This window comes from Effusibacillus sp. SKA8, from assembly GCF_058273125.1.
The window spans coordinates 25737-44102 of sequence record NZ_JBZCSF010000006.1 but is presented as its reverse complement, the minus strand read 5'-3'; the positions used below and the strand labels follow the sequence as shown (position 1 = coordinate 44102).

22 protein-coding genes and 1 pseudogene are annotated in these 18366 nt (G+C 54.4%); all 23 read left to right on the top strand.

The features are described from left to right. Positions 1–20: 20 nt before the first annotated feature. The 23 genes and pseudogenes from AC4ED1_RS06695 (at position 21) to flgK (ending at position 18354) form a co-directional block, all read left to right on the top strand. Positions 21–956 (top strand): lysophospholipid acyltransferase family protein, encoded by a 936-nt coding sequence (locus AC4ED1_RS06695; RefSeq protein WP_490936954.1) that lies wholly within the window; start codon positions 21–23, stop codon positions 954–956. 83 nt (positions 957–1039) lie between these two features. Continuing rightward, positions 1040–1141: pseudogene (locus AC4ED1_RS06690) on the top strand (metal-dependent hydrolase); the annotation flags it as partial. Positions 1142–1155: 14 nt separating this feature from the next. Then, positions 1156–1377, top strand: a complete 222-nt coding sequence (locus AC4ED1_RS06685) for a hypothetical protein (RefSeq protein ID WP_490937180.1) — start codon at positions 1156–1158, stop codon at positions 1375–1377. Continuing rightward, on the top strand, positions 1281–1544 hold the full coding sequence (locus AC4ED1_RS06680) for a hypothetical protein (RefSeq protein WP_490936952.1): 264 nt from the start codon (positions 1281–1283) through the stop codon (positions 1542–1544). The genes AC4ED1_RS06685 and AC4ED1_RS06680 overlap by 97 nt, the downstream gene beginning before the upstream one ends. A gap of 45 nt (positions 1545–1589) precedes the next feature. Beyond that, entirely contained in the window at positions 1590–3335 is a 1746-nt protein-coding gene (locus AC4ED1_RS06675; RefSeq protein ID WP_490936950.1) for a methyl-accepting chemotaxis protein, read from the top strand. Between the two features lie 99 nt (positions 3336–3434). Then, a complete protein-coding gene (locus AC4ED1_RS06670; protein WP_490936948.1) occupies positions 3435–4331 on the top strand; it encodes a phosphate ABC transporter substrate-binding protein in 897 nt (298 codons plus the stop codon). Between the two features lie 234 nt (positions 4332–4565). Then, positions 4566–5402, top strand: coding sequence for a phosphate ABC transporter permease subunit PstC (gene pstC, locus AC4ED1_RS06665; RefSeq protein WP_490937170.1), 837 nt, complete (start codon positions 4566–4568; stop codon positions 5400–5402). Continuing rightward, positions 5399–6256, top strand: a complete 858-nt coding sequence (gene pstA, locus AC4ED1_RS06660; RefSeq protein ID WP_490936947.1) for a phosphate ABC transporter permease PstA — start codon at positions 5399–5401, stop codon at positions 6254–6256. Before pstC ends, pstA begins: the two co-directional genes overlap by 4 nt. Beyond that, a complete protein-coding gene (pstB, locus tag AC4ED1_RS06655; protein WP_490936946.1) occupies positions 6256–7020 on the top strand; it encodes a phosphate ABC transporter ATP-binding protein PstB in 765 nt (254 codons plus the stop codon). The genes pstA and pstB overlap by 1 nt, the downstream gene beginning before the upstream one ends. Before the next feature lie 36 nt (positions 7021–7056). After that, the gene (gene phoU, locus AC4ED1_RS06650) at positions 7057–7716 is read left to right on the top strand and encodes a phosphate signaling complex protein PhoU (RefSeq protein ID WP_490936944.1); all 660 of its coding nucleotides are present in this window, start codon (positions 7057–7059) and stop codon (positions 7714–7716) included. A gap of 98 nt (positions 7717–7814) precedes the next feature. Further along, positions 7815–8426: a DUF47 domain-containing protein gene (locus AC4ED1_RS06645; protein WP_490936942.1), complete on the top strand. Its 612-nt coding sequence runs from the start codon at positions 7815–7817 to the stop codon at positions 8424–8426. Positions 8427–8440: 14 nt separating this feature from the next. After that, entirely contained in the window at positions 8441–9427 is a 987-nt protein-coding gene (locus tag AC4ED1_RS06640; protein WP_490936940.1) for an inorganic phosphate transporter, read from the top strand. Positions 9428–9470: 43 nt separating this feature from the next. After that, positions 9471–10166 (top strand): response regulator, encoded by a 696-nt coding sequence (locus tag AC4ED1_RS06635; protein WP_490936938.1) that lies wholly within the window; start codon positions 9471–9473, stop codon positions 10164–10166. 1 nt (position 10167) lies between these two features. Further along, positions 10168–11949, top strand: coding sequence for a two-component system histidine kinase PnpS (pnpS, locus tag AC4ED1_RS06630; RefSeq protein ID WP_490936936.1), 1782 nt, complete (start codon positions 10168–10170; stop codon positions 11947–11949). A 249-nt stretch (positions 11950–12198) separates the two neighbouring features. Further along, positions 12199–12459 (top strand): AbrB/MazE/SpoVT family DNA-binding domain-containing protein, encoded by a 261-nt coding sequence (locus AC4ED1_RS06625; protein WP_490936934.1) that lies wholly within the window; start codon positions 12199–12201, stop codon positions 12457–12459. Then, positions 12456–12848: a type II toxin-antitoxin system death-on-curing family toxin gene (locus AC4ED1_RS06620; RefSeq protein ID WP_490936932.1), complete on the top strand. Its 393-nt coding sequence runs from the start codon at positions 12456–12458 to the stop codon at positions 12846–12848. Before AC4ED1_RS06625 ends, AC4ED1_RS06620 begins: the two co-directional genes overlap by 4 nt. Before the next feature lie 222 nt (positions 12849–13070). Beyond that, positions 13071–13922 carry a DegV family protein gene (locus AC4ED1_RS06615; RefSeq protein WP_490936930.1) on the top strand — a complete coding sequence of 284 codons (852 nt, stop codon included), beginning with the start codon at positions 13071–13073 and terminating at the stop codon, positions 13920–13922. 7 nt (positions 13923–13929) lie between these two features. Next, complete coding sequence (locus AC4ED1_RS06610) at positions 13930–14760, top strand: ComF family protein (RefSeq protein WP_490936928.1); 831 nt, start codon at positions 13930–13932, stop codon at positions 14758–14760. 97 nt (positions 14761–14857) lie between these two features. Continuing rightward, a complete protein-coding gene (locus AC4ED1_RS06605; protein WP_490936926.1) occupies positions 14858–15277 on the top strand; it encodes a TIGR03826 family flagellar region protein in 420 nt (139 codons plus the stop codon). Positions 15278–15431: 154 nt separating this feature from the next. Then, positions 15432–15908, top strand: coding sequence for a hypothetical protein (locus AC4ED1_RS06600; protein ID WP_490936924.1), 477 nt, complete (start codon positions 15432–15434; stop codon positions 15906–15908). An 87-nt stretch (positions 15909–15995) separates the two neighbouring features. Beyond that, a complete protein-coding gene (flgM, locus tag AC4ED1_RS06595; RefSeq protein ID WP_490936922.1) occupies positions 15996–16283 on the top strand; it encodes a flagellar biosynthesis anti-sigma factor FlgM in 288 nt (95 codons plus the stop codon). 12 nt (positions 16284–16295) lie between these two features. Beyond that, the gene (locus AC4ED1_RS06590) at positions 16296–16796 is read left to right on the top strand and encodes a flagellar protein FlgN (protein WP_490936920.1); all 501 of its coding nucleotides are present in this window, start codon (positions 16296–16298) and stop codon (positions 16794–16796) included. 49 nt (positions 16797–16845) lie between these two features. Then, positions 16846–18354 (top strand): flagellar hook-associated protein FlgK, encoded by a 1509-nt coding sequence (flgK, locus tag AC4ED1_RS06585; protein ID WP_490936919.1) that lies wholly within the window; start codon positions 16846–16848, stop codon positions 18352–18354. The last annotated feature ends 12 nt before the right edge of the window (positions 18355–18366 follow it).

Genomic DNA, 18366 nt, shown 5'->3' with positions numbered 1-18366 from the left:
AATCGGCGGGAGGTGCGCGCTTGTACGACTGGATTGGAAAACTCACGAAAGATGACCGGCGCTTGCGAATGATCGGGCGCTTGGCGCAGCAGTTGCCGCGTCAACTGGTGTTGTTGCTTTGTGGGGCAGTCGGCTGGTGGATCTATCTGTTTGCTGCGTCTGTCCGGAGAAGAGTCAAACGGAACATGTCCGACCTTTTGCACGGGGAGACGCCGCAGAAGATCGGCCGCTGTTGCCGGGATTATTTTCGCAATCTGGTCGTAACGCTGTATGAGATTTTGATCGATTCCCGGTCTCTGGATCACGCTGCGGAATCGAGGTTTCAGGTTGTCGGCGAGGCGTTTTTGCAAGCGGCCTTGCGGCAGGGCCGGGGTGTGGTGTTGTACGGGCCGCACATCGGAAATTTTTTCTATTACTATTGGTATTTGTCCAACAGGTATCCCTGTCTGACCGTCGTCACCGCCGGCAGTGAAGAGCTGCGTCCGCTGTATCTCTTGTTCCGGCGGCTTGGCTGCCGCGGGTTGGACTACGATGAGACGGCTCCGCTGGAGTTGATGCGGACCTTACGGCAACACCTGGAAGGAAACGGTGTGGTGCTGCTGCTGGGGGATTTTTGGCGTCCGGCGTTTCCGCCGGCGGAGTTTTTCGGCCGCATGTCGCGCAGTCCGGGTGGAGCCGCGGTTTTGGGATTGGAACACCGGGTGCCGGTCGTTCCTTTTTACGGATACCGGATTTACGGGTTTCAGCACCGGCTGGTTTTCGGGCCGCCGATCCATCTGTATGAAGAATTCGAACGCGGCCAGCGGACGGAAGCGGCAAACGCCCTGAACCGCACCCTCGAGCGGGCGATTGTCCGGGTGCCGGAACAGTGGTTCTACTGGTTTAACGTGGATGAACGGTGGGAGTCCGAACACCTGCAAACGGCAATTCGGACCGGGAGTGTCACGGTGGCCTGACGTTTACGCGCTTATTCAGGAATACGGGGATTGGCGGGGCGGGAGGGGCAGCGATTTCGCTTCCGCTCGCTTTCGGATCCGGAATGCCCGAGGCATGGCCGGTCTTGTACCGTTGGGTGTTGGCGGCGGTTGTGTTTCACGTGTTCCTGGACGCGCTGAATTCCTATGGTGTGCAGTGTTTGCGGCCGTTTTCAAAAAAATGGGTTCAAAAAAATGGGTTCATCTTGACATTCTGGCCATCTTTGAGCCGCTGCCGTTTGTGCTGCACGTTGCGGCCGCGGTTTTGTGGCTGGCGTTCGATTCCGATCCGGCACTTCTGTTCCCGTGGGTCTATGCGGTCACTTTCGGTTATATCGCGTTGCGACTCTGGCGATCGACGGGGTTCGGGCGTTTCTGTCGTTCGCCCAGCGTGTGCACGTGACTTGCAGGGAATTGCAGGACGGCTATGAGGTGAAGTGGAGCGACGTCCGTTTCTGGTATGACCGCAAATTCCCGTTCGGAGTGAACGTAAAACTCGACCGCAATTTGAATGTGGTCAGCCAGACGCTGGGGTGGCGCAAGAAGGCCTGGGATCCGCCTTATGTATAAAAAGGTATATTTTAGGCCAAATCTTTGAAACTTGGGGGTAGTCAGGTGAAGGCAGCATGGGTCGGCAAATTAAATAAATGGAGCGGCGCCTTGGGGAGCGTCGCTCAAAAAATCAGCGTTTCGGCTCTGAAACAACGCCTCTTGCGCGGCAGAACATCTTTGGGCAAACAATTGGCTTTCGTGGTAGGAATTTTTCTCGTGATCGCCGTGGCAGCGACAGCGGGATTGATCTATTTTCAGGCGGAAAAAACGATCCGGTCGCTGGTTGTCTCGGATCTGCAGCGCTCCACCGTCATGATGGGCGAGAAAATCACGACTCTGATCAGTACGATTGATTCCGGCGCATTGCCGGAGGAGATTGAGTACTTAATGTTGAAAGAAGCGGCCCGACTGAACCAGTTGGGATGGGAACCCAAACAATGGATGATTACGGCGGAAGGCGGGAAAGCTCCTATTAACCAGTCCAAAGAGGAGCTTGGCAAAGATGTGGTCGCGCAGATTCTCCAACACAAGACGGGAGTTCTCCATGTCAAGCGGGACGGCCAGAATCGCACGATCGCCTATCAGGTCATTCCGGAAAAAGGCTGGTATTACGTGCTTGAGGTGATGGAAGAAGGTTACTTGGCGCCGGTCTATAAAGTGCGCACCATCGCCATGGTTATCGGTATCGCCGTTCTTCTGGCGGGCAGATTCCTGGTGATCCGCCTGATTCGCCGGTTGCTGCAGCCTCTGGCAACGGTGCAAACAGTGATGGAACAGGTAGCCGCCGGCAATTTGCGGGTTCGGATGCAAGAGACCAATATGGTGAAAGAAGTGGCGGAAGTCGGAAGCAGTTTGAATTCCATGCTGCAAAAAATCGGGGGCATGATCCGGATGCTCGACCGCGGCATCGAATCCGGAACGGCATCCTCCCGTTCTTTGCTGGAAGCGGTGGAGAAAAACCGGGAGCAGTTCCGCGAGACGTCCGCCGCCATGCAGGAGATCGGCAGCGGTGCCCGGCAACAGGCGGCCGCCGTTGACATGTCCGCATCCCGCATGGAAGCGATGAGCAATCAGGTGACGCAATTGGTGGGCGTTATGCAGGAGACAAGCGGAATCACGGAACGGATGAGAACGGATATCGAAAATGGGCTCGCGGTCGTCGGGAGGAACGCCGAACGCATGCAGCAAATGTCGGCGCTGACGGAAGAAATAGACGAAACCGTCGCCCGGCTTGTCGACGGCATGCGGCAGATCCGGAATATCCTGGACACCATTCAGGGGATTGCGGGGCAGACGAATCTTCTGGCGCTGAACGCGACGATCGAAGCCGCCAGGGCGGGAGAAGCGGGCCGCGGATTCGCGGTGGTTGCGCATGAAGTACGCGTGCTGGCGGACCAAAGCCGGGCGGCGGCGGAACAGATCGTGAGATTTACCGAAGCGATCGAGAATGAAGCCTCCCGCGCGGTCAAAGCGACACAAACCGGAAAACGGGAAGCGGAACAAGGCGTTTCGGAGTCGCTTCGCGCCCGGGAAACGATGGCAAGCGTGTATGCAGGGATTGAATCCACCCAAGGCATGGTTGCGAACGTGGTAAATGTCGTGGAAGACTGGGCCCGGCAGGTGCAGGAACTGGAGCAAGCCCTCGTGTCGGTCCGGGCAGTGTCCCGCGAAACGCTGGCAAGCGCGGAAAAAGTGCAGGCAATCAGCGAAAGTCAATTGCAGGAAGCGCAAGACCTGCAACAATCGACAGAAACGTTGGTGAACACCATGAACCGGTTGGTGGAGGAGACCCGCCAATTCTCAGTCTGATCCGCTTTTTACAATTTCTTAACAGTTTGACAACAGGTCGTTTACAATGGGCAAGTACAATGAAGAGGAACTTAAGCCTTTAAAGGGGGATTCAACCGGATGTTGAACGCTGTATCGAAGAAAGCGATGGGCTTGGCCATGATTGCGACTTTGAGTCTGGGGGTGCTTGCCGGTTGCGGCAGCGCCGAGAAAAAAGAAGGGGCGCCCGCGGGCGGTGGTGCCGGCGGCGGAGCAGGCACCGAATTGTCCGGCACAGTAACGGCTTCCGGCTCGACCGCTTTGCAACCGCTTGTACAGGCAGCTGCCAAAGAGTTTATGGAAAAACACAAGAACGTTAACATCAGCGTCACGGGTGGCGGTTCCGGCACCGGCTTGAAAAATGTCGCGGACGGAACATCCAATATCGGGAATTCCGATGTGAAAGCCGGTGACGAATTCAAGGATAAAAATCTGAAAGAACATATCGTGGCGATTGCGCCGTTTGCGATTATCGTCAACGCGGATGTCAATGTCGACAATCTGACGAAACAGCAAGCGACAGATATCTTCACCGGCAAAATTACAAACTGGAAAGAAGTTGGCGGTAAAGACCAGAAGATTACGGTTGTAACCCGCCCGGACAGTTCCGGTTCCCGCAAACTGGTGAAGGAAATCGTGCTCGACGGCAAAGATATCACCAAAGACGCCGTTGTGCAGGAATCCAGCGGCGCCATGGTAACCGCGGTGAAAAGCACGCCGGGTGCGATCGGGTATGTCGACACTCCCTACGTCAAAGAGGGATCGGGAGTCAAAGCCGTCAAATTCGATGGTGTGGAATACAGCAAAGACAACATCAAGAACGGCAAATACAAGCTCTACGGGGAAGAGCGCATGTACACGAAAGGCGAGCCGACTGGCGCAGTCAAAGCTTTCATCGACTACATCCTGAGCGACGAGTTCCAGAACAACTCTGTCGAAAAACTCGGATTCCTGCCGGCCAACCTGCTGAAAAAGTAATGCCGTTTGAAGAAGCAATGCCAATACCGTTTGAAGAAGCAATGCCGTTTTCGGTTTCGAGTCGTTACGATCAATAAGCGGAAAGGACGGTGAAATTCACCGTCCTACTGCTGTTTTCTTTAAAGTCAAAAAGGGGGTCGCTCCATGGCTATCACCGAGGCCGAAAGGATCGCTGCAGGAAACGCGTCGTCGGAGGCGAGGCGGACGAAACCCAAAATTCGCGCCGACCGCTTTATGAGACGGGTGTTTATCGGCAGTGCCGTGCTCGTGTCAACCGTGATTTTTTCGATCATTTTGTTCGTTGGATATCAGGGAATGCAAACATTCAGCGAGGTATCCCCATGGACGTTTTTCTTTTCGACGGATTGGACTCCGGCCGAGGGCCACTTCGGCGCGTTTCCGTTCCTGTTCGGAACATTCGCTTTAACCTTGCTGGCGGTGGTTCTCGCGGTGCCGTTTGCCGTTTCCGGCGCGGTGTTTATGGCAAAAATCGCGCCGAAATGGATGCGCGAGATCCTGCGCCCGGCGACGGACTTGTTTGTCGGAATCCCTTCGGTGGTGTACGGACTGATCGGATTGACCGTAATCGTTCCCTACCTGGGAAAAGTGACGGGTGGCACCGGTTACGGCTTGCTGCCAGCGGCTATCATACTGGCGATTATGATCCTGCCGACCATTCTCTCCATCTCCGAAGACGCGATTCGCTCTTTGCCAAGAAGCCTGGAAGAAGCTTCGCTGGCGCTGGGGGCGACCCGCTGGCAAACGATCTGGCGGGTGCTGGTGCCCGCCGCCCGTCCCGGAATCTTAACCGGAATTATCCTCGGTATGGGGCGGGCCATCGGAGAAACGATGGCCGTGTTTATGGTTATCGGAAACTCTCCCAAAATGCCGGACTCGCTGTTGGATTCGACAACCGTCCTCACCACGGCGATCGTCAAGGATATGCCCAACACGTTCTACGGCACGACCTGGAACAACGCGCTGTATTTGATGGCGCTCGTGCTGCTCTTGATCTCTTTGTTCCTGATTTGGGTCATCCGGATTGTTGCGAGAAGGAGTGAACTGAAGTGAACAGCAAAGTGACGGACCGGCTCGCAACGATTTACTTCTGGCTGACGGGCATTGCCATCATCCTGCTTCTCGCCTGGTTTTTGTTCCGCATACTGGGGGACGGAATTCCGCACCTTTCCTGGAATTTTGTCACCAGCATGCCGGAGGAGATTCAGGCGGGCGGCGGTGTCGGGCCGCAATTGTTCAATTCGTTCTATATTTTGTTTTTGTCGCTTTTGTTCTCGCTGCCAATCGGAATGGGAGCGGGCATTTACCTGGCCGAGTTCGCCAAGAAAAACCGGTTTACCGATCTGATTCGCCTGTCGGTCGAGGCTCTCTCCTCCGTCCCGTCGATCGTGTTCGGGTTGTTTGGCGCGCTGCTGTTTGTCACCCTGCTCGGGTTGAAATTTTCGATCCTGTCCGGCGCCCTGACATTGTCGCTTTTGAATCTGCCGGTTCTCGTCCGGGTTACGGAAGAGGCGCTGCGGGCCGTGCCGGAATCATACCGGGAAGCTTCCCTGGCGCTCGGTTCCACCAAATGGCAGGCGATTCGAAAAGTCTTGATTCCGGCGGCGCTGCCGAATCTCATCACCGGGATCACGCTTGTGGCGGGACGTGCGCTCGGGGAATCCGCGCTGCTGATTTATACGTCGGGACTGTCCGTATCGCGGTTCTATCCCGATTTTAACCCGCTGGCGGTGGGAGAAACGCTGTCCGTCCATTTGTGGTACGTGCAATCGGCCGCCATCGTGCCGGACGCAAGAGAAATCGCGCAGGGAAGCGCGGCGTTGTTGGTGATCGTGGTGCTGGTGTTTAACCTGTTGATCGCGATTCCCAGCCGTTTGATACAGAAACGACTTTCAGGGGGACAATGATGAAACCGGCTGCAGAGAAAATCATCGTACAAAAATTGAACCTGTTTTACGGGCAGAACCAAGCTTTGTTCGATATCGACCTGACTGTGAACAGCAATACGGTCACCGCGCTGATCGGACCGTCCGGCTGCGGCAAATCCACTTTTTTGCGGACGCTCAACCGGATGAACGATTTGATCGATACCGTCCGAATCACAGGGGACGTATTTGTCGAAGGGCAGAATATTTATGCGGACGATGTGGATATCGTATCGCTGCGCAAACGAGTGGGGATGGTCTTTCAACGTCCGAATCCCTTTCCAATGAGCATTTACGACAATATCGCCTATGGGCCGCGGATTCACGGCATCAAGCAAAAAGCTCTCCTTGACGAGATTGTGGAGCGAAGCCTCATGCAGGCGGCGCTCTGGGACGAGGTGAAAGACCGGCTGAACAAATCGGCGCTGGGCCTTTCCGGCGGGCAGCAGCAGCGGCTTTGCATTGCACGCCTGCTGGCGGTGGAACCCGACGTGCTGCTCATGGACGAGCCGACCTCCGCGTTGGATCCCATCTCCACGCTGAAAGTGGAAGAACTGACCCAAACGTTAAAGGAGCGGTATACGATCATCATCGTCACTCACAATATGCAGCAGGCCGCGAGGATCTCGGATGTCACCGCCTTCTTTCTCAACGGCTACCTGATCGAGGCCGACGAAACAGACAAGATCTTTACGGCGCCAAGCGATCAGCGGACAGAAGATTATATCACGGGCCGCTTTGGATAATGGAAGCAAACACCGTACTAGAAGGAGGGCGAAAGCTTGGATACCCGAACGAATTTTCACCAGTCGTTGAAAGAACTGCAGGCCGATCTTTTGAAAATGGGCACGCTTGTGGAAGAGGCGATCTACCAAGCGGTCAAGTCGCTGGCCAAGATGGACGTCAAGCTGGCTGAAGAAATCGTCGCCCAAGACGACAAAATCGACGCCATGACACTAAACATCGAGGAGCGCTGTCTCCGGCTGATCGCCTTGCAGCAGCCGATGGCGGGCGATCTTCGCGTCATCGGCATGGCGTTGAAAATCGTGACCGACCTGGAGCGAATCGCCGACCATGCGGTCGATATCGCCAAGACCACCATGCGGCTGGCGGGGGAAACGCTCGTCAAACCGTTGGTCGACATTTCCCGTATGGCGGACATGGCGAAAGACATGCTGCGCGAGGCTTTAACCGCCTATGTGGAAAGGAACGTGGCGCGGGCGGAAACGCTTGCCGCCAAAGATGACGAGGTGGACAAACTGTTCAGCGCCATTTTTCAGGAAATTGTCGGCCTGATGGGCACCGATTGGCCCACCAACCGGCAGGTGACGCATCTTCTGATGGTCGCCCGGCATTTGGAGCGCGTGGCCGACCACGCGACCAACATCGGCGAATGGGTGATCTATATGGTGTCGGGCAAACGTGAAGATCTGAATCCTTGATCAATCTTTACGAAAACTTTACAAAAACCCCCTTGCAAAATCCATTATAATAACAAATGGTTTGACATTTTTCATCATTCCCGCGGGGGGTACGATTTGTGTTTAAGAAACAGAACCAGTTTTTTGACATGCTTGTGCAGGTGACGGAGAATATCTCCGCGGCTGCGGTCGCTTTTCAGAAAGGGTTGAAAAACTACGAAAACGGAGAAAAGTTTTTTTTCGAAATCAAACCCTATGAAGAGGCCGGGGACGAGTACACCCATCAGATCATTCGCGCTCTCAACGCAACCTACATGACGCCGATCGACCGCGAAGACATTCTCTCGCTTGCGAGCAATCTCGATAACATTCTGGATGGAATGGAAGCGGCGGCGAACCGGTTCGACCTGTTTCATATCCAGTCGATCGACAATTTCATGCTCGAGTTTGCCGCCAACATCGTCGCTTGCGCCGAACAGTTGGAACACGCGATGAAAGCACTGCAAAAAAAGAAAATGCTTGAAATCCGACAATATACGGTCAAGCTCAACGAGCTTGAAAATGTCGGGGACAAGCTGATGCGGGATTCCATCCGGTCGCTGTTCGCCCGTACCACGGACCCCGTGGAGATCATCAAACTGAAGGAAGTTTATGAACTTATGGAAGAAATTTCCGATCATTGCGAAGACGTGGCGGACATCCTGGAATCGGTTGTCATGACAAACGCATAGGAGGATTGTTTGTCATGACCCTGATTGTCATCATTGTTCTATTGGCGCTCGTTTTCGATTTCATCAACGGTTTTCACGACACGGCCAACGCCATTGCCACGTCGGTGTCGACAAAAGCGCTGCCGCCCCGGTTTGCCGTTTTTTACGCCGCGGTGCTGAACTTTGTTGGCGCCTTGTATTCCATCGGAGTCGCCAAATCGATCGGCGGCAAAATCGCCGATCCGGCAAAAATCGAAAATGGCGTCGTCATCGTGGTGGCGGCCTTGCTGGCGGCCATCGCCTGGAATCTGATCACATGGTACTATGGGATACCGTCTTCCTCTTCCCACGCTCTGATCGGTTCCCTGACGGGTGCCGTCATTGCCGCCGCGGGGCTGCACGGCGTGAACTGGAGCGGATTTTCAACGATTTTGCAGGCTCTTGTCCTGTCGCCCATATTGGCGTTTGGTGTGGGGTATGCGATCATGACCGTTCTGAAGTTGATCGTGCAAAACCTGTCGCCGCACCGGATCAACAAATGGTTTCGGTTCCTGCAGATTTTTTCCGCCGGCATGCAAGCGTTCTCCCACGGCGGGAACGATGCCCAAAAAGCGATGGGAATCATCGTGTTCGCTTTGGTGGCCGGTCATTTTCAAACCGCTCTCGATGTCCCGCTCTGGGTAAAAATTTTGGCCGCGACCGCCATGGGGCTTGGCACGGCGGTGGGCGGCTGGCGGATCATCAAAACCGTGGGTTCCAAAATTATTAAAATGGAACCGGTAAACGGACTGGCGGCCGATTTGACGTCGTCCATCGTGATTCAGTCCGCAACCGCTCTCGCTCTTCCCGTGTCCACCACGCATGTGGTCTCCTCTGCCGTGATGGGCACCGGTGCGGCAAAAAAGTTTCGCGCGGTGAAATGGGGGGTGGCAGGACGAATCGTTGTCACCTGGTTGATTACGATTCCGAGCTGCGCTGCCCTCGCAGGCGTTGTCTATTTGGGAATCAGCCTTTTCAAGTAACGTTTAAGTAACGGGTGCCGCTCGTCGGCTGGGAGGTAAAAGAATGGCACATCGAGTGCTGGTGGTTGATGATGAGGAATCCATTGTGAAACTGGTGGAGTACAATCTGGCTCAGGCCGGTTTTGAAGTGGTGACGGCGGATAACGGAATAAACGCGCTGCAATTGGTGCGGACGGAGCGGCCGGATCTGGTGGTTCTCGACTTGATGCTGCCGGGGCTTGGCGGGATGGAAGTATGTCGGCAACTGCGCAGGGAAGGCTATACCACACCCATTATCATGCTGACAGCGAGAGATGACGAAGTTGACCGGATTCTGGGCCTGGAGATGGGAGCGGACGATTATGTCACCAAACCGTTTTCGCCCAGGGAACTGGTCGCCCGCGTCAAAGCGGTTCTGCGCCGTTCCGGCGACGAAGCGGGGAATGCGGAAGGTGTCTACCATTGCGGCGACATCAAGATTGACGTGAACAAATACGAGGTGACGCTTCGCGGCGAACGGATCGATTTGACTCCGCGCGAGTTCGAATTGCTTCATTATCTGGCGAAAAACATGGGCCGGGTGTTAAGCCGCGACCATTTGCTGGACAAAGTGTGGGGGTATGAGTTCGCCGGAGATACCAGAATTGTGGACGTTCACGTCTCGCATTTGCGGGACAAACTGGAGAAAGAACCGAAAAACCCCGTCTATATCAAAACCGTTCGCGGCGTGGGGTACAAGCTGGTCCAGGGAGAGACGTGACGTGAGGGGAATTCGCGAGCGAATCACATTGTCTTACGTCGTTTTGATCCTGATCACGCTCATGGCAGCGGGCGTGTTCATCCTGCAATTTCTCGAACGCGTTTACATGCAGAACCTCCGTGAAATGTTAAAAGACGAAGCCAAAATTATGGCGAATTGGGTGTCTCCGCTGATGGCGGTCCCCGATTCGCCTTCTCTGCCAATAGCGGAAGTTGCCGAAACGATCAGTTCTTCCGCGGGAAAACAGGTTTCGGTTTACGACCGGAGCGGAAACCTGTTGTACGACACTTCCCCGTCTCCGCTCGAAGGGAAAGTCCAGCCGCCGGAAATCGGCGAGGCGATCAACAAGCAAGTGGGAAGCGAGATCCGGTTCGACACGAGTTTGAAAACGAACGTCCTGTTTGTCGCGGTCCCCGTTACGGGGGGAGAGCAGGTTCTCGGAGCGGTTCGGATTGGCATCCCGTTGGCCGGTGTCTACGGGGAACTGCGGGGATTGTGGGCGTCGATCGGCGTCGGCCTCCTGATCGTCGCGGTCATTTCCTCATTGGTCGGCTTGTATTTTGCTACGGGAATTGCCCGCCCCATCGAGGAGATCACGCGCGTGACCAGGAGGATTGCGGGCGGCGCCTTCCATGAACGCGTCCGTTACCGCAGCCGCGACGAACTGGGGGTTCTCGGCGAATCGGTCAACTTGATGGCGACCCGGTTGTCGGAACAAATTGAGGACCTGACCCAAGAGAAGAGCAAGCTGGAAGGGATCATCGCCAACATGGATTCCGGCGTGATGGTCGTCGACCGTTCCGGCCGGATTCTGGTGGTCAATCGGGCAACGGAAAACTTGCTGCGGCATGCGGGCAAAAAACTGCTCGGGGAATGGCATTGGGAAGTGGGGCGTTCGTACGGCCTCTCTTCCATCATCGACGAGGTGCTGTTGACCGGTGAACCGCAGCGGAAAGAGATTCTTCTGACATTTCCGGGCGAGACGAGCGTGGAATTGTACGCCACCCCGATCCGGGGAAAAAACGAATCGATCGTCGGCGCTGTGGTCGTGCTGCACGATGTGTCGAAATGGCGCCGTGTGGAACGGATGCGGACGGAATTTGTGGCCAACGTCTCACATGAATTGCGAACGCCGATTACCGCCGTGCGGGGATTTGCCGAGACGCTTCTGCATGGGGCGCTGGAAGACCCCGACACCCGCAGGCAGTTTGTCAAGATTATCTACGAGGAATCGGACCGCTTAAGCCGGTTGATTCACGATCTGCTGGAACTGTCCAAAATCGAATCGGGCCATTCCGTACTCCAATTCGAACTGTGCAACATGAACGATTTGCTGCAAACGACAGTCGACAAACTGGCCCATCAAGCGAAGCAGCACGGATTGACGCTGCAGGCGCATCTGCCGGAACAGCCGGTGTTTGCGGAAGTGGCGAGGGACCGGGTGTCGCAAGTGCTGATCAACCTGATCGGCAACGCCATTTCCTACACGCCGGAAGGCGGCCGGATCGACGTGGATCTGGAAGAAGGACGGGAGCGGATTACAGTTCGCGTGAAGGATACGGGAATCGGCATTCCGAAAGAGGACCTGCCTCGTCTGTTTGAGCGATTTTACCGGGTGGACAAAGCGCGCGCCCGCCGTTCCGGCGGCACCGGGCTGGGGCTGGCGATCGTCAAGCATATCGTCGAGGCGCACGGCGGGACGGTGCATGTGGAGAGTGAGCTTGGCGCAGGCAGCACATTCTCATTCGCGCTGCCAAAGCGGCAGGGGAAAGGTAGCAAATAGCAGCGGATAAGTACCGATATGGGCCGGATGTTAGTTCGTTCTACCCATCGCCCGGTTTCCCGAAAAATTTTTGAGTGGGAGCGAGTTGCAATCCAGCGATTTTGTCGATTGAACGATAAAGCAGAGTTCACCTGGCCGGTGGTTGACGCGTTTTTTTATCTATTGTATTATTACGTTAGTACTGTTATAACAAGGATCGGTTTTGCATATACTGTGAGAGGAGGTATCCACAACGTGGGAGTGACTGCTATGCACGAAAAAAATATCAGAAAAGTATTGAAGTTCGGAAATAGCCTGGGAATCACCATCCCCAACGAAATCATTGAAAAGAAGCGGATTCAACACGGCGATCTGGTCGAGATTGAAGAAAATGAGAAAGGCGAATTGATTGTTCGTCCGCTCCCCCGTCAACTCGAATTTCCGCAAAACGTCCGTCCGGAAGCAGTCGAAATGGCCTACCGGGTCATGAAAAAATATGACCGGGCACTGAGGAACTTGAAAGACAGATGATCCGGTATTTGACCGAGGAAGAGGTTCTCTTCTTCAATTGCATGATCATTGAGGAACATGGGGGAGAGGAACAGGCGGGTGTGAAAGACGAGGGATTGCTTGAGTCTGCCTTGGCCCGGCCGCGGCAAACGATTTTTGGTGAGGATGCCTATTCGACCTTGTTTTTGAAAGCGGCGGCACTTCTGGAATCGATCGCCAAAAATCACGCGTTTCACAATGCCAACAAACGAACGGCGTTTCTGGCCATTGCCGTCTTCTTGGAGATGAACGGGTATTCGTTGGAAATGCAGCAACAGTTTGCCGAAGATTTCACGGTGGGTGTCGTCGTGGGCGAATATTCGATTGAAAAAATCGCTGAGATACTGAAACAACATTCACTTGCTTTTTAACCATCAGGTTCGCTCTGGATCTGCCGGCTTTTGTGTTTTGTAACAATTTTCTATGTCACTCAATGGACAAATGGTTGCCCAAACGGTAACATAGTTATATCAATTTTGAAAAACCCGACACAATTGTATTGCGTAATTGTGGCCATCACGATGAAGCTCTGAGCAATCCATAAATTTAAAAACAGTCTTGGTGTTGGCTATCGGCCAAGGAGGTCCCTTTTGATGACCCGAATTGCGATCGTGACCGACAGTACGGCTTATTTGCCGGATGAGTACATAGAAGCCCATCAGATCACGGTGGTTCCATTGTCGGTGAACTTCGGAACCGAGTCGAAACGTGAGGGTGTGGAAATCAAAGCCCGCGAATTTTACGACATGCTGCCGGGGTTGAAAGAGTTGCCGACCACTTCGCAACCTGCCGTCGGGGAGTTTGTGCAGGCGTTCGAGTCACTTGTCAAGTCGCACGATTCGGTGATCGGGATCTTCCTTTCCGCGGGTTTGTCGGGCACGTTCAACGCGGCGCGGACGGCGGCCGGCATGATCGGCGGCGACATTACTGTGCTCGACTCGCGGATTACCAGCTATCCGCTGGCGCGGATGGTGATGGAGGCGGTTGAGATGCGGGGTGCGGGGAAGAGTAAAGAAGAAATCGTGGCCCGCGTGCAGGGAATTGCCGATAGCGTAAAAGGCTACTTTGTCGTGGATTCGCTCGAACATCTGCACAAGGGGGGCCGCATCTCCGGCGTCTCCGCACTGGTCGGTTCGTTGTTGCAGATCAAGCCGATCCTGTATGTGACGGAGCAAGGCAAGCTCGACCTGCTGGACAAAGTGCGGACTAAGCGCAAAGCGCTCGATCGCCTGGTTGATCTGTTCCGGCAAGACAAGCAAGCCCATCCAGATCTGCCCGTCCATCTGTCGGTGGTCTATACGGATGACGAACAGGCGGCGAGGGAGTTTCAGGATCGCATTCGGAGCGAATTTCCAGATGTGAACCCCCATCTGAACGAGTTGGGCCCGGTGATCGGGACACATGTGGGCCCGGGCATGCTGGCGCTCTGCCACTATCTCGGATGAGGCCGCGATGAGCCTGCGGGAGTATTGGGAAGCGCTGCTTGGATTGTTGTTTCCACAGGAGCGCTCTTGTCTTTCGTGCCGGGGGCCGCTGCCCGAAGCGGAACCGGCGCAAACGCATATAAGCGTCACACGGCAACCCGCGTTGCCTGCGAAGCGGCAGGCGGGGAGCGGGTTCGAAGCCGCGCCGAACCGGCGGCCGGGGGATGGCTGGCTGCCGGAAACGGAACTTTGCGACCGGTGTCAGAGCGGCCTTGTCCCGATCGAACCGCCTTATTGCTTGCTTTGCGGCAGACATATCGAACAGGCGGACCGGTGCCCGGAATGCGAACGGGCAACTTCGTTCGTGCTGGCGCGCTCGTTCGGTAAATATGAAGGCATTCTCCGCGAATTGCTGCATCGTTTTAAATTCTCCCGCGAACAGGACCTTGCCCCGGTGCTCGGCAGTTGTCTGATGAAAGCCTGGGATCTCCATTTTTCCCAGCTTCCGATCGACTTCCTGGTACCCGTTCCCATCCATGCCGAACGCTTGAAGGAACGCGGCTACAATCAAGCCGAACGGCTGGCTCTCCACCTTTCCTCTTATTCCAACATTCCTTGTTTACCCGCATTGCGGCGCAATCGCCATTTGAAAGGCCAAGCCGCCCGCGATCGAAAAGAACGTTTGCGGGCATTGGAAGGAACGTACTCTTGCCATCCGGGACTGCGGGATCATGTATCGGGCAGGCTGATTTTGCTTGTCGACGATATTTACACGACCGGAGCGACCGCTGAAGCCTGCTCGCAAGCCTTGTTGGACGCCGGCGCCAGCCGCGTGTACGTCATCACCCTGGCGAGGTAAGAGCGGATAAATTGAAAATTGCCAAATTGGTTAAAAAGCGGCTGGTCAACCAGTCGGATTTTCCAGTATAATGAAATCGATCAGGGGGTGCCGGACGATGGCTTTGACGAATTGCAAGGAATGCGGCCGCCTTTACAACCGGACTATCCGGGATATTTGTCCGGTTTGCGTGAAAAAAGAGGACGAGGATTTCTTGAAGGTCAGCGCGTACCTGCGGGAGAACCGGGGGGCTTCGCCGCAGGAGGTGCATGAGGCGACGGAAGTGGAGATTTCCACGATCTACCGGTTTATACGGGAAGGCCGTTTGATCGCAACCAATTTTCCGAATATGGCTTATCCGTGCGAGCGCTGCGGAATTCCGATCCAAATCGGGCGTTTTTGCCAAACGTGCAAGGACGAGTTGAAACATGGGTTTGACCGGGCGCTCCAGCAGGAAGCTGCCCCGGCCCTGGAGCAGTCAAAACCGAAGGGCAGGGACGAGTTTTTCCTGAAGAGCAGGTATGGACGCAAAAAATAAAGAATCCGCCAGATATTCGCGGATAATTGGCGGTAATCGTATAAACTGTTCGAAAACAAAACTTATCGTTTTCTGTCGAACTGCCGATACAACGAGTAGAAGCTCGGAGTATCGGTTTTTTACCGTAATGGTCATGAAGGAGAGATTGATTTCGATGGAGGAAAAGATTTTGCCTGTACTGGATGAGTGGGGCAAGCGCTTCATGGTGGAGTTTGAAAAATTGAACAAACGCTTGGCGGATTTCGAGAAGCGCACGGAAAAGCGCTTTGAGGATCTGGAAAAGCGCTTGGAGGATTCGGAGAAGCGCTTGGCGGATTTCGAGAAGCGCACGGAAAAGCGCTTTGAGGATCTGGAAAAGCGCTTGGAGGGTTTGGAAAAGCGCTTTAAGGATCTGGAAAAACGCTTTGAGGGTTTGGAAAAGCGTTTTGAGGATTCGGAGAAGCGTTTGGCGGATTTTGAGAAGCGCACGGAAAAGCGCTTTGATGAGATAGAAAGCCTCGTTCGGAGTTTGGATAAGCACGTTATGGAACTTCAAACGATGGTTCGAACGCTTGCGAAACAGTATGGCGATCTTTCGCTTGATGTTGCCGTATTGCGTCATTTTCAGCGAGATCCTGATTTGAAACAGTAGGGGAGGGACGGGAGGGGCCCCTCCCCTATAGATTAGGGAAACTTTGGTGGGAAATAATTGAGGCTCTTGGAACAGGGGGGAACAACGATGAAAATATATGATAACGGGCGGATTCCCCCGCTTTCGCCGTATCAGAAAAACGCGGTGGCCCCGAAAACGGGCCGGGTGAATTCGGTAGGAGGAAGCCGCGACGAACTGTCGATTTCACCGGAAGCGATTGAGATGTCGCGCGGACTGCCGCAAGCCGATCCGGAGCCGTTGGCGGCAGACCGGAAACGCGTGGAAGAGATCAAGCAATCTGTCCGGAACGGCACTTACGAAATCGACATCCGGAAAGTGGCGGACAAAATTGCGCGATATCTTCTCGGAGAGTAAGGGGAGACAAACATGCCATTGATCGGGCAACTGATTGAAACGGTCGAGCAACTGCTTCATGAACACGAGAATTTTCTGGAAGTGGCGGAACGGAAAAAAAGGGCGCTGATTGATGGCGACATGAAGAAATTGCAGGAAATCGTCAACGAAGAGATACGGTTTGTCCGCAGGGTGGAAAAATTGGAAGAGGAACGCCGGAAGCACGGGCAGCGGATTGCGGAAGCATACGGGTTGAAGCTCGAAGAGCTGACGGCGTCGAAACTGGCCTCCCTGATTCCGGATCCGGAACGGGCGGCGAAAATCAACCTGTTGACGGGGCGGTTTGTCAAGGTGATGGAAGAGTTGCGTGCCGCCAACGATTTGAACGGCCAGTTGATCCGCCAGTCCCTGGATCTGGTGGAGCGGACCATCGATTTGATGACAAGCGTGCCGGATATGGGCACCTATACGGGCAAAGGCGATTCCGGCCAAGCGGCGGGACAGCCGCGCAGGTTTTTCGATACACAGGCTTGACCTGTTTCCATTGAACCCCAGAAAAACCCAGAACAGATGGAGGTGCGGTATGCGTTCGACATTTCACGGACTGGAAGCGATGAAACGAGCTTTGTACACGCAGCAAACTGCGTTAAATACAGTGTCCCATAACGTGGCAAACGCCAATACGCCGGGCTATTCCCGGCAGGTGGTGGACATGTCCGCGTTCCCCCCGCTCCAGTATCCCGCGATGTCTCGCGGGACGGAAGCCGGCCAACTGGGACAGGGTTCCTGGGTGGACGCCATCCGGCGGATGCGGGATAATTTTTTGGATTCCCAGTATCGGAATGAAAATGAATCGTTTGGTGAATGGAGTATCAATCGTCAGACGTTGGACAAAATCCAAGCCATTATCAATGAGCCGTCCGGGACGGGGCTTGCCACCGTAATCAACCAATTTTTCAACGCGTGGCACGATTTGAGTCTGGCCCCGGAAGATATTACTGCCCGCAAGCTCGTGAAACAGCGGGCGATTGAATTGACAGACGCTTTTCATCATATCGATGCGCAGTTAAAAACGTTAGATTCGGATCTTCAGAGCAGCATCACAAATAAAATAAGCGAAGTAAACAATATCATCAGCCAGATCCAGGGGCTGAACCATCAAATCAAATTGATTGAATCGCTGGGGGATAAAGCGAATGACTTGCGTGACCGCCGCGATCTGCTGGTTGATCAACTGTCGAAGTTGGTGGATGTGAAAGTAACGGAAACCACAACCAACTATTCGATTGATATCGGGGGTCAGACGGTACTGATCGATGACAATCCTCCCGGTGTTTTGCAATATGTTCCAAATGCCAATCCGGCATTGGACGTCATCAACCTTGTGCCGGGTGGACCGCTTGCCATTACGGGCGGTGAAATAAAAGGGCTGCTCAATTCCCGTTTGACCTATGTCCAGACCTACCAAAGTCAGATTGACGCTCTGGTTGACGGATTGGTACGGGGTTCCGTTCAGGTTACGCATCCAAATGGCACTGTCATGACGTTTAGTGGGATCAATGGCATTCATGCAACAGGCTATACGATGCACAATCCGACCAATGGGAATGGGTTTGCGTTCTTCACCAACGGCGGAGGACCGTTTACGGCAGGCAATATCCAGGTGAACAATCTGATTTTGAACGACGATCAATATATCACCACTTCGGATACCACGTATGTGGATGGTATCGGGAATACGCAAGCGGTCAAAGGGAACAATGCCGTTGCGATGATGATCGCGCAAATGCAAAGCCAAAAAATCGCTTTTACGGGCGGTATCATAGGTAGCGGCACGATTGAGGATTATTTTCAGGCGGTGGTGGGCCAGCTTGGGGTGCAATCCCAGCAAGCCCAACGAATGGAGAAAAACCAGGAAGCCATGGTAGATCAGATCGAGAATCAGAGACAGTCTATCAGCGGTGTTTCGTTGGATGAAGAAATGGCGAACATGATCAAATTTCAACATGCTTACAATGCGGCAGCCCGTGTGGTTACAGCGATAGATACGATCCTCGACAAAGTGATTAACGGGATGGGTCTAACCCGATAATAAGGGAGTGAA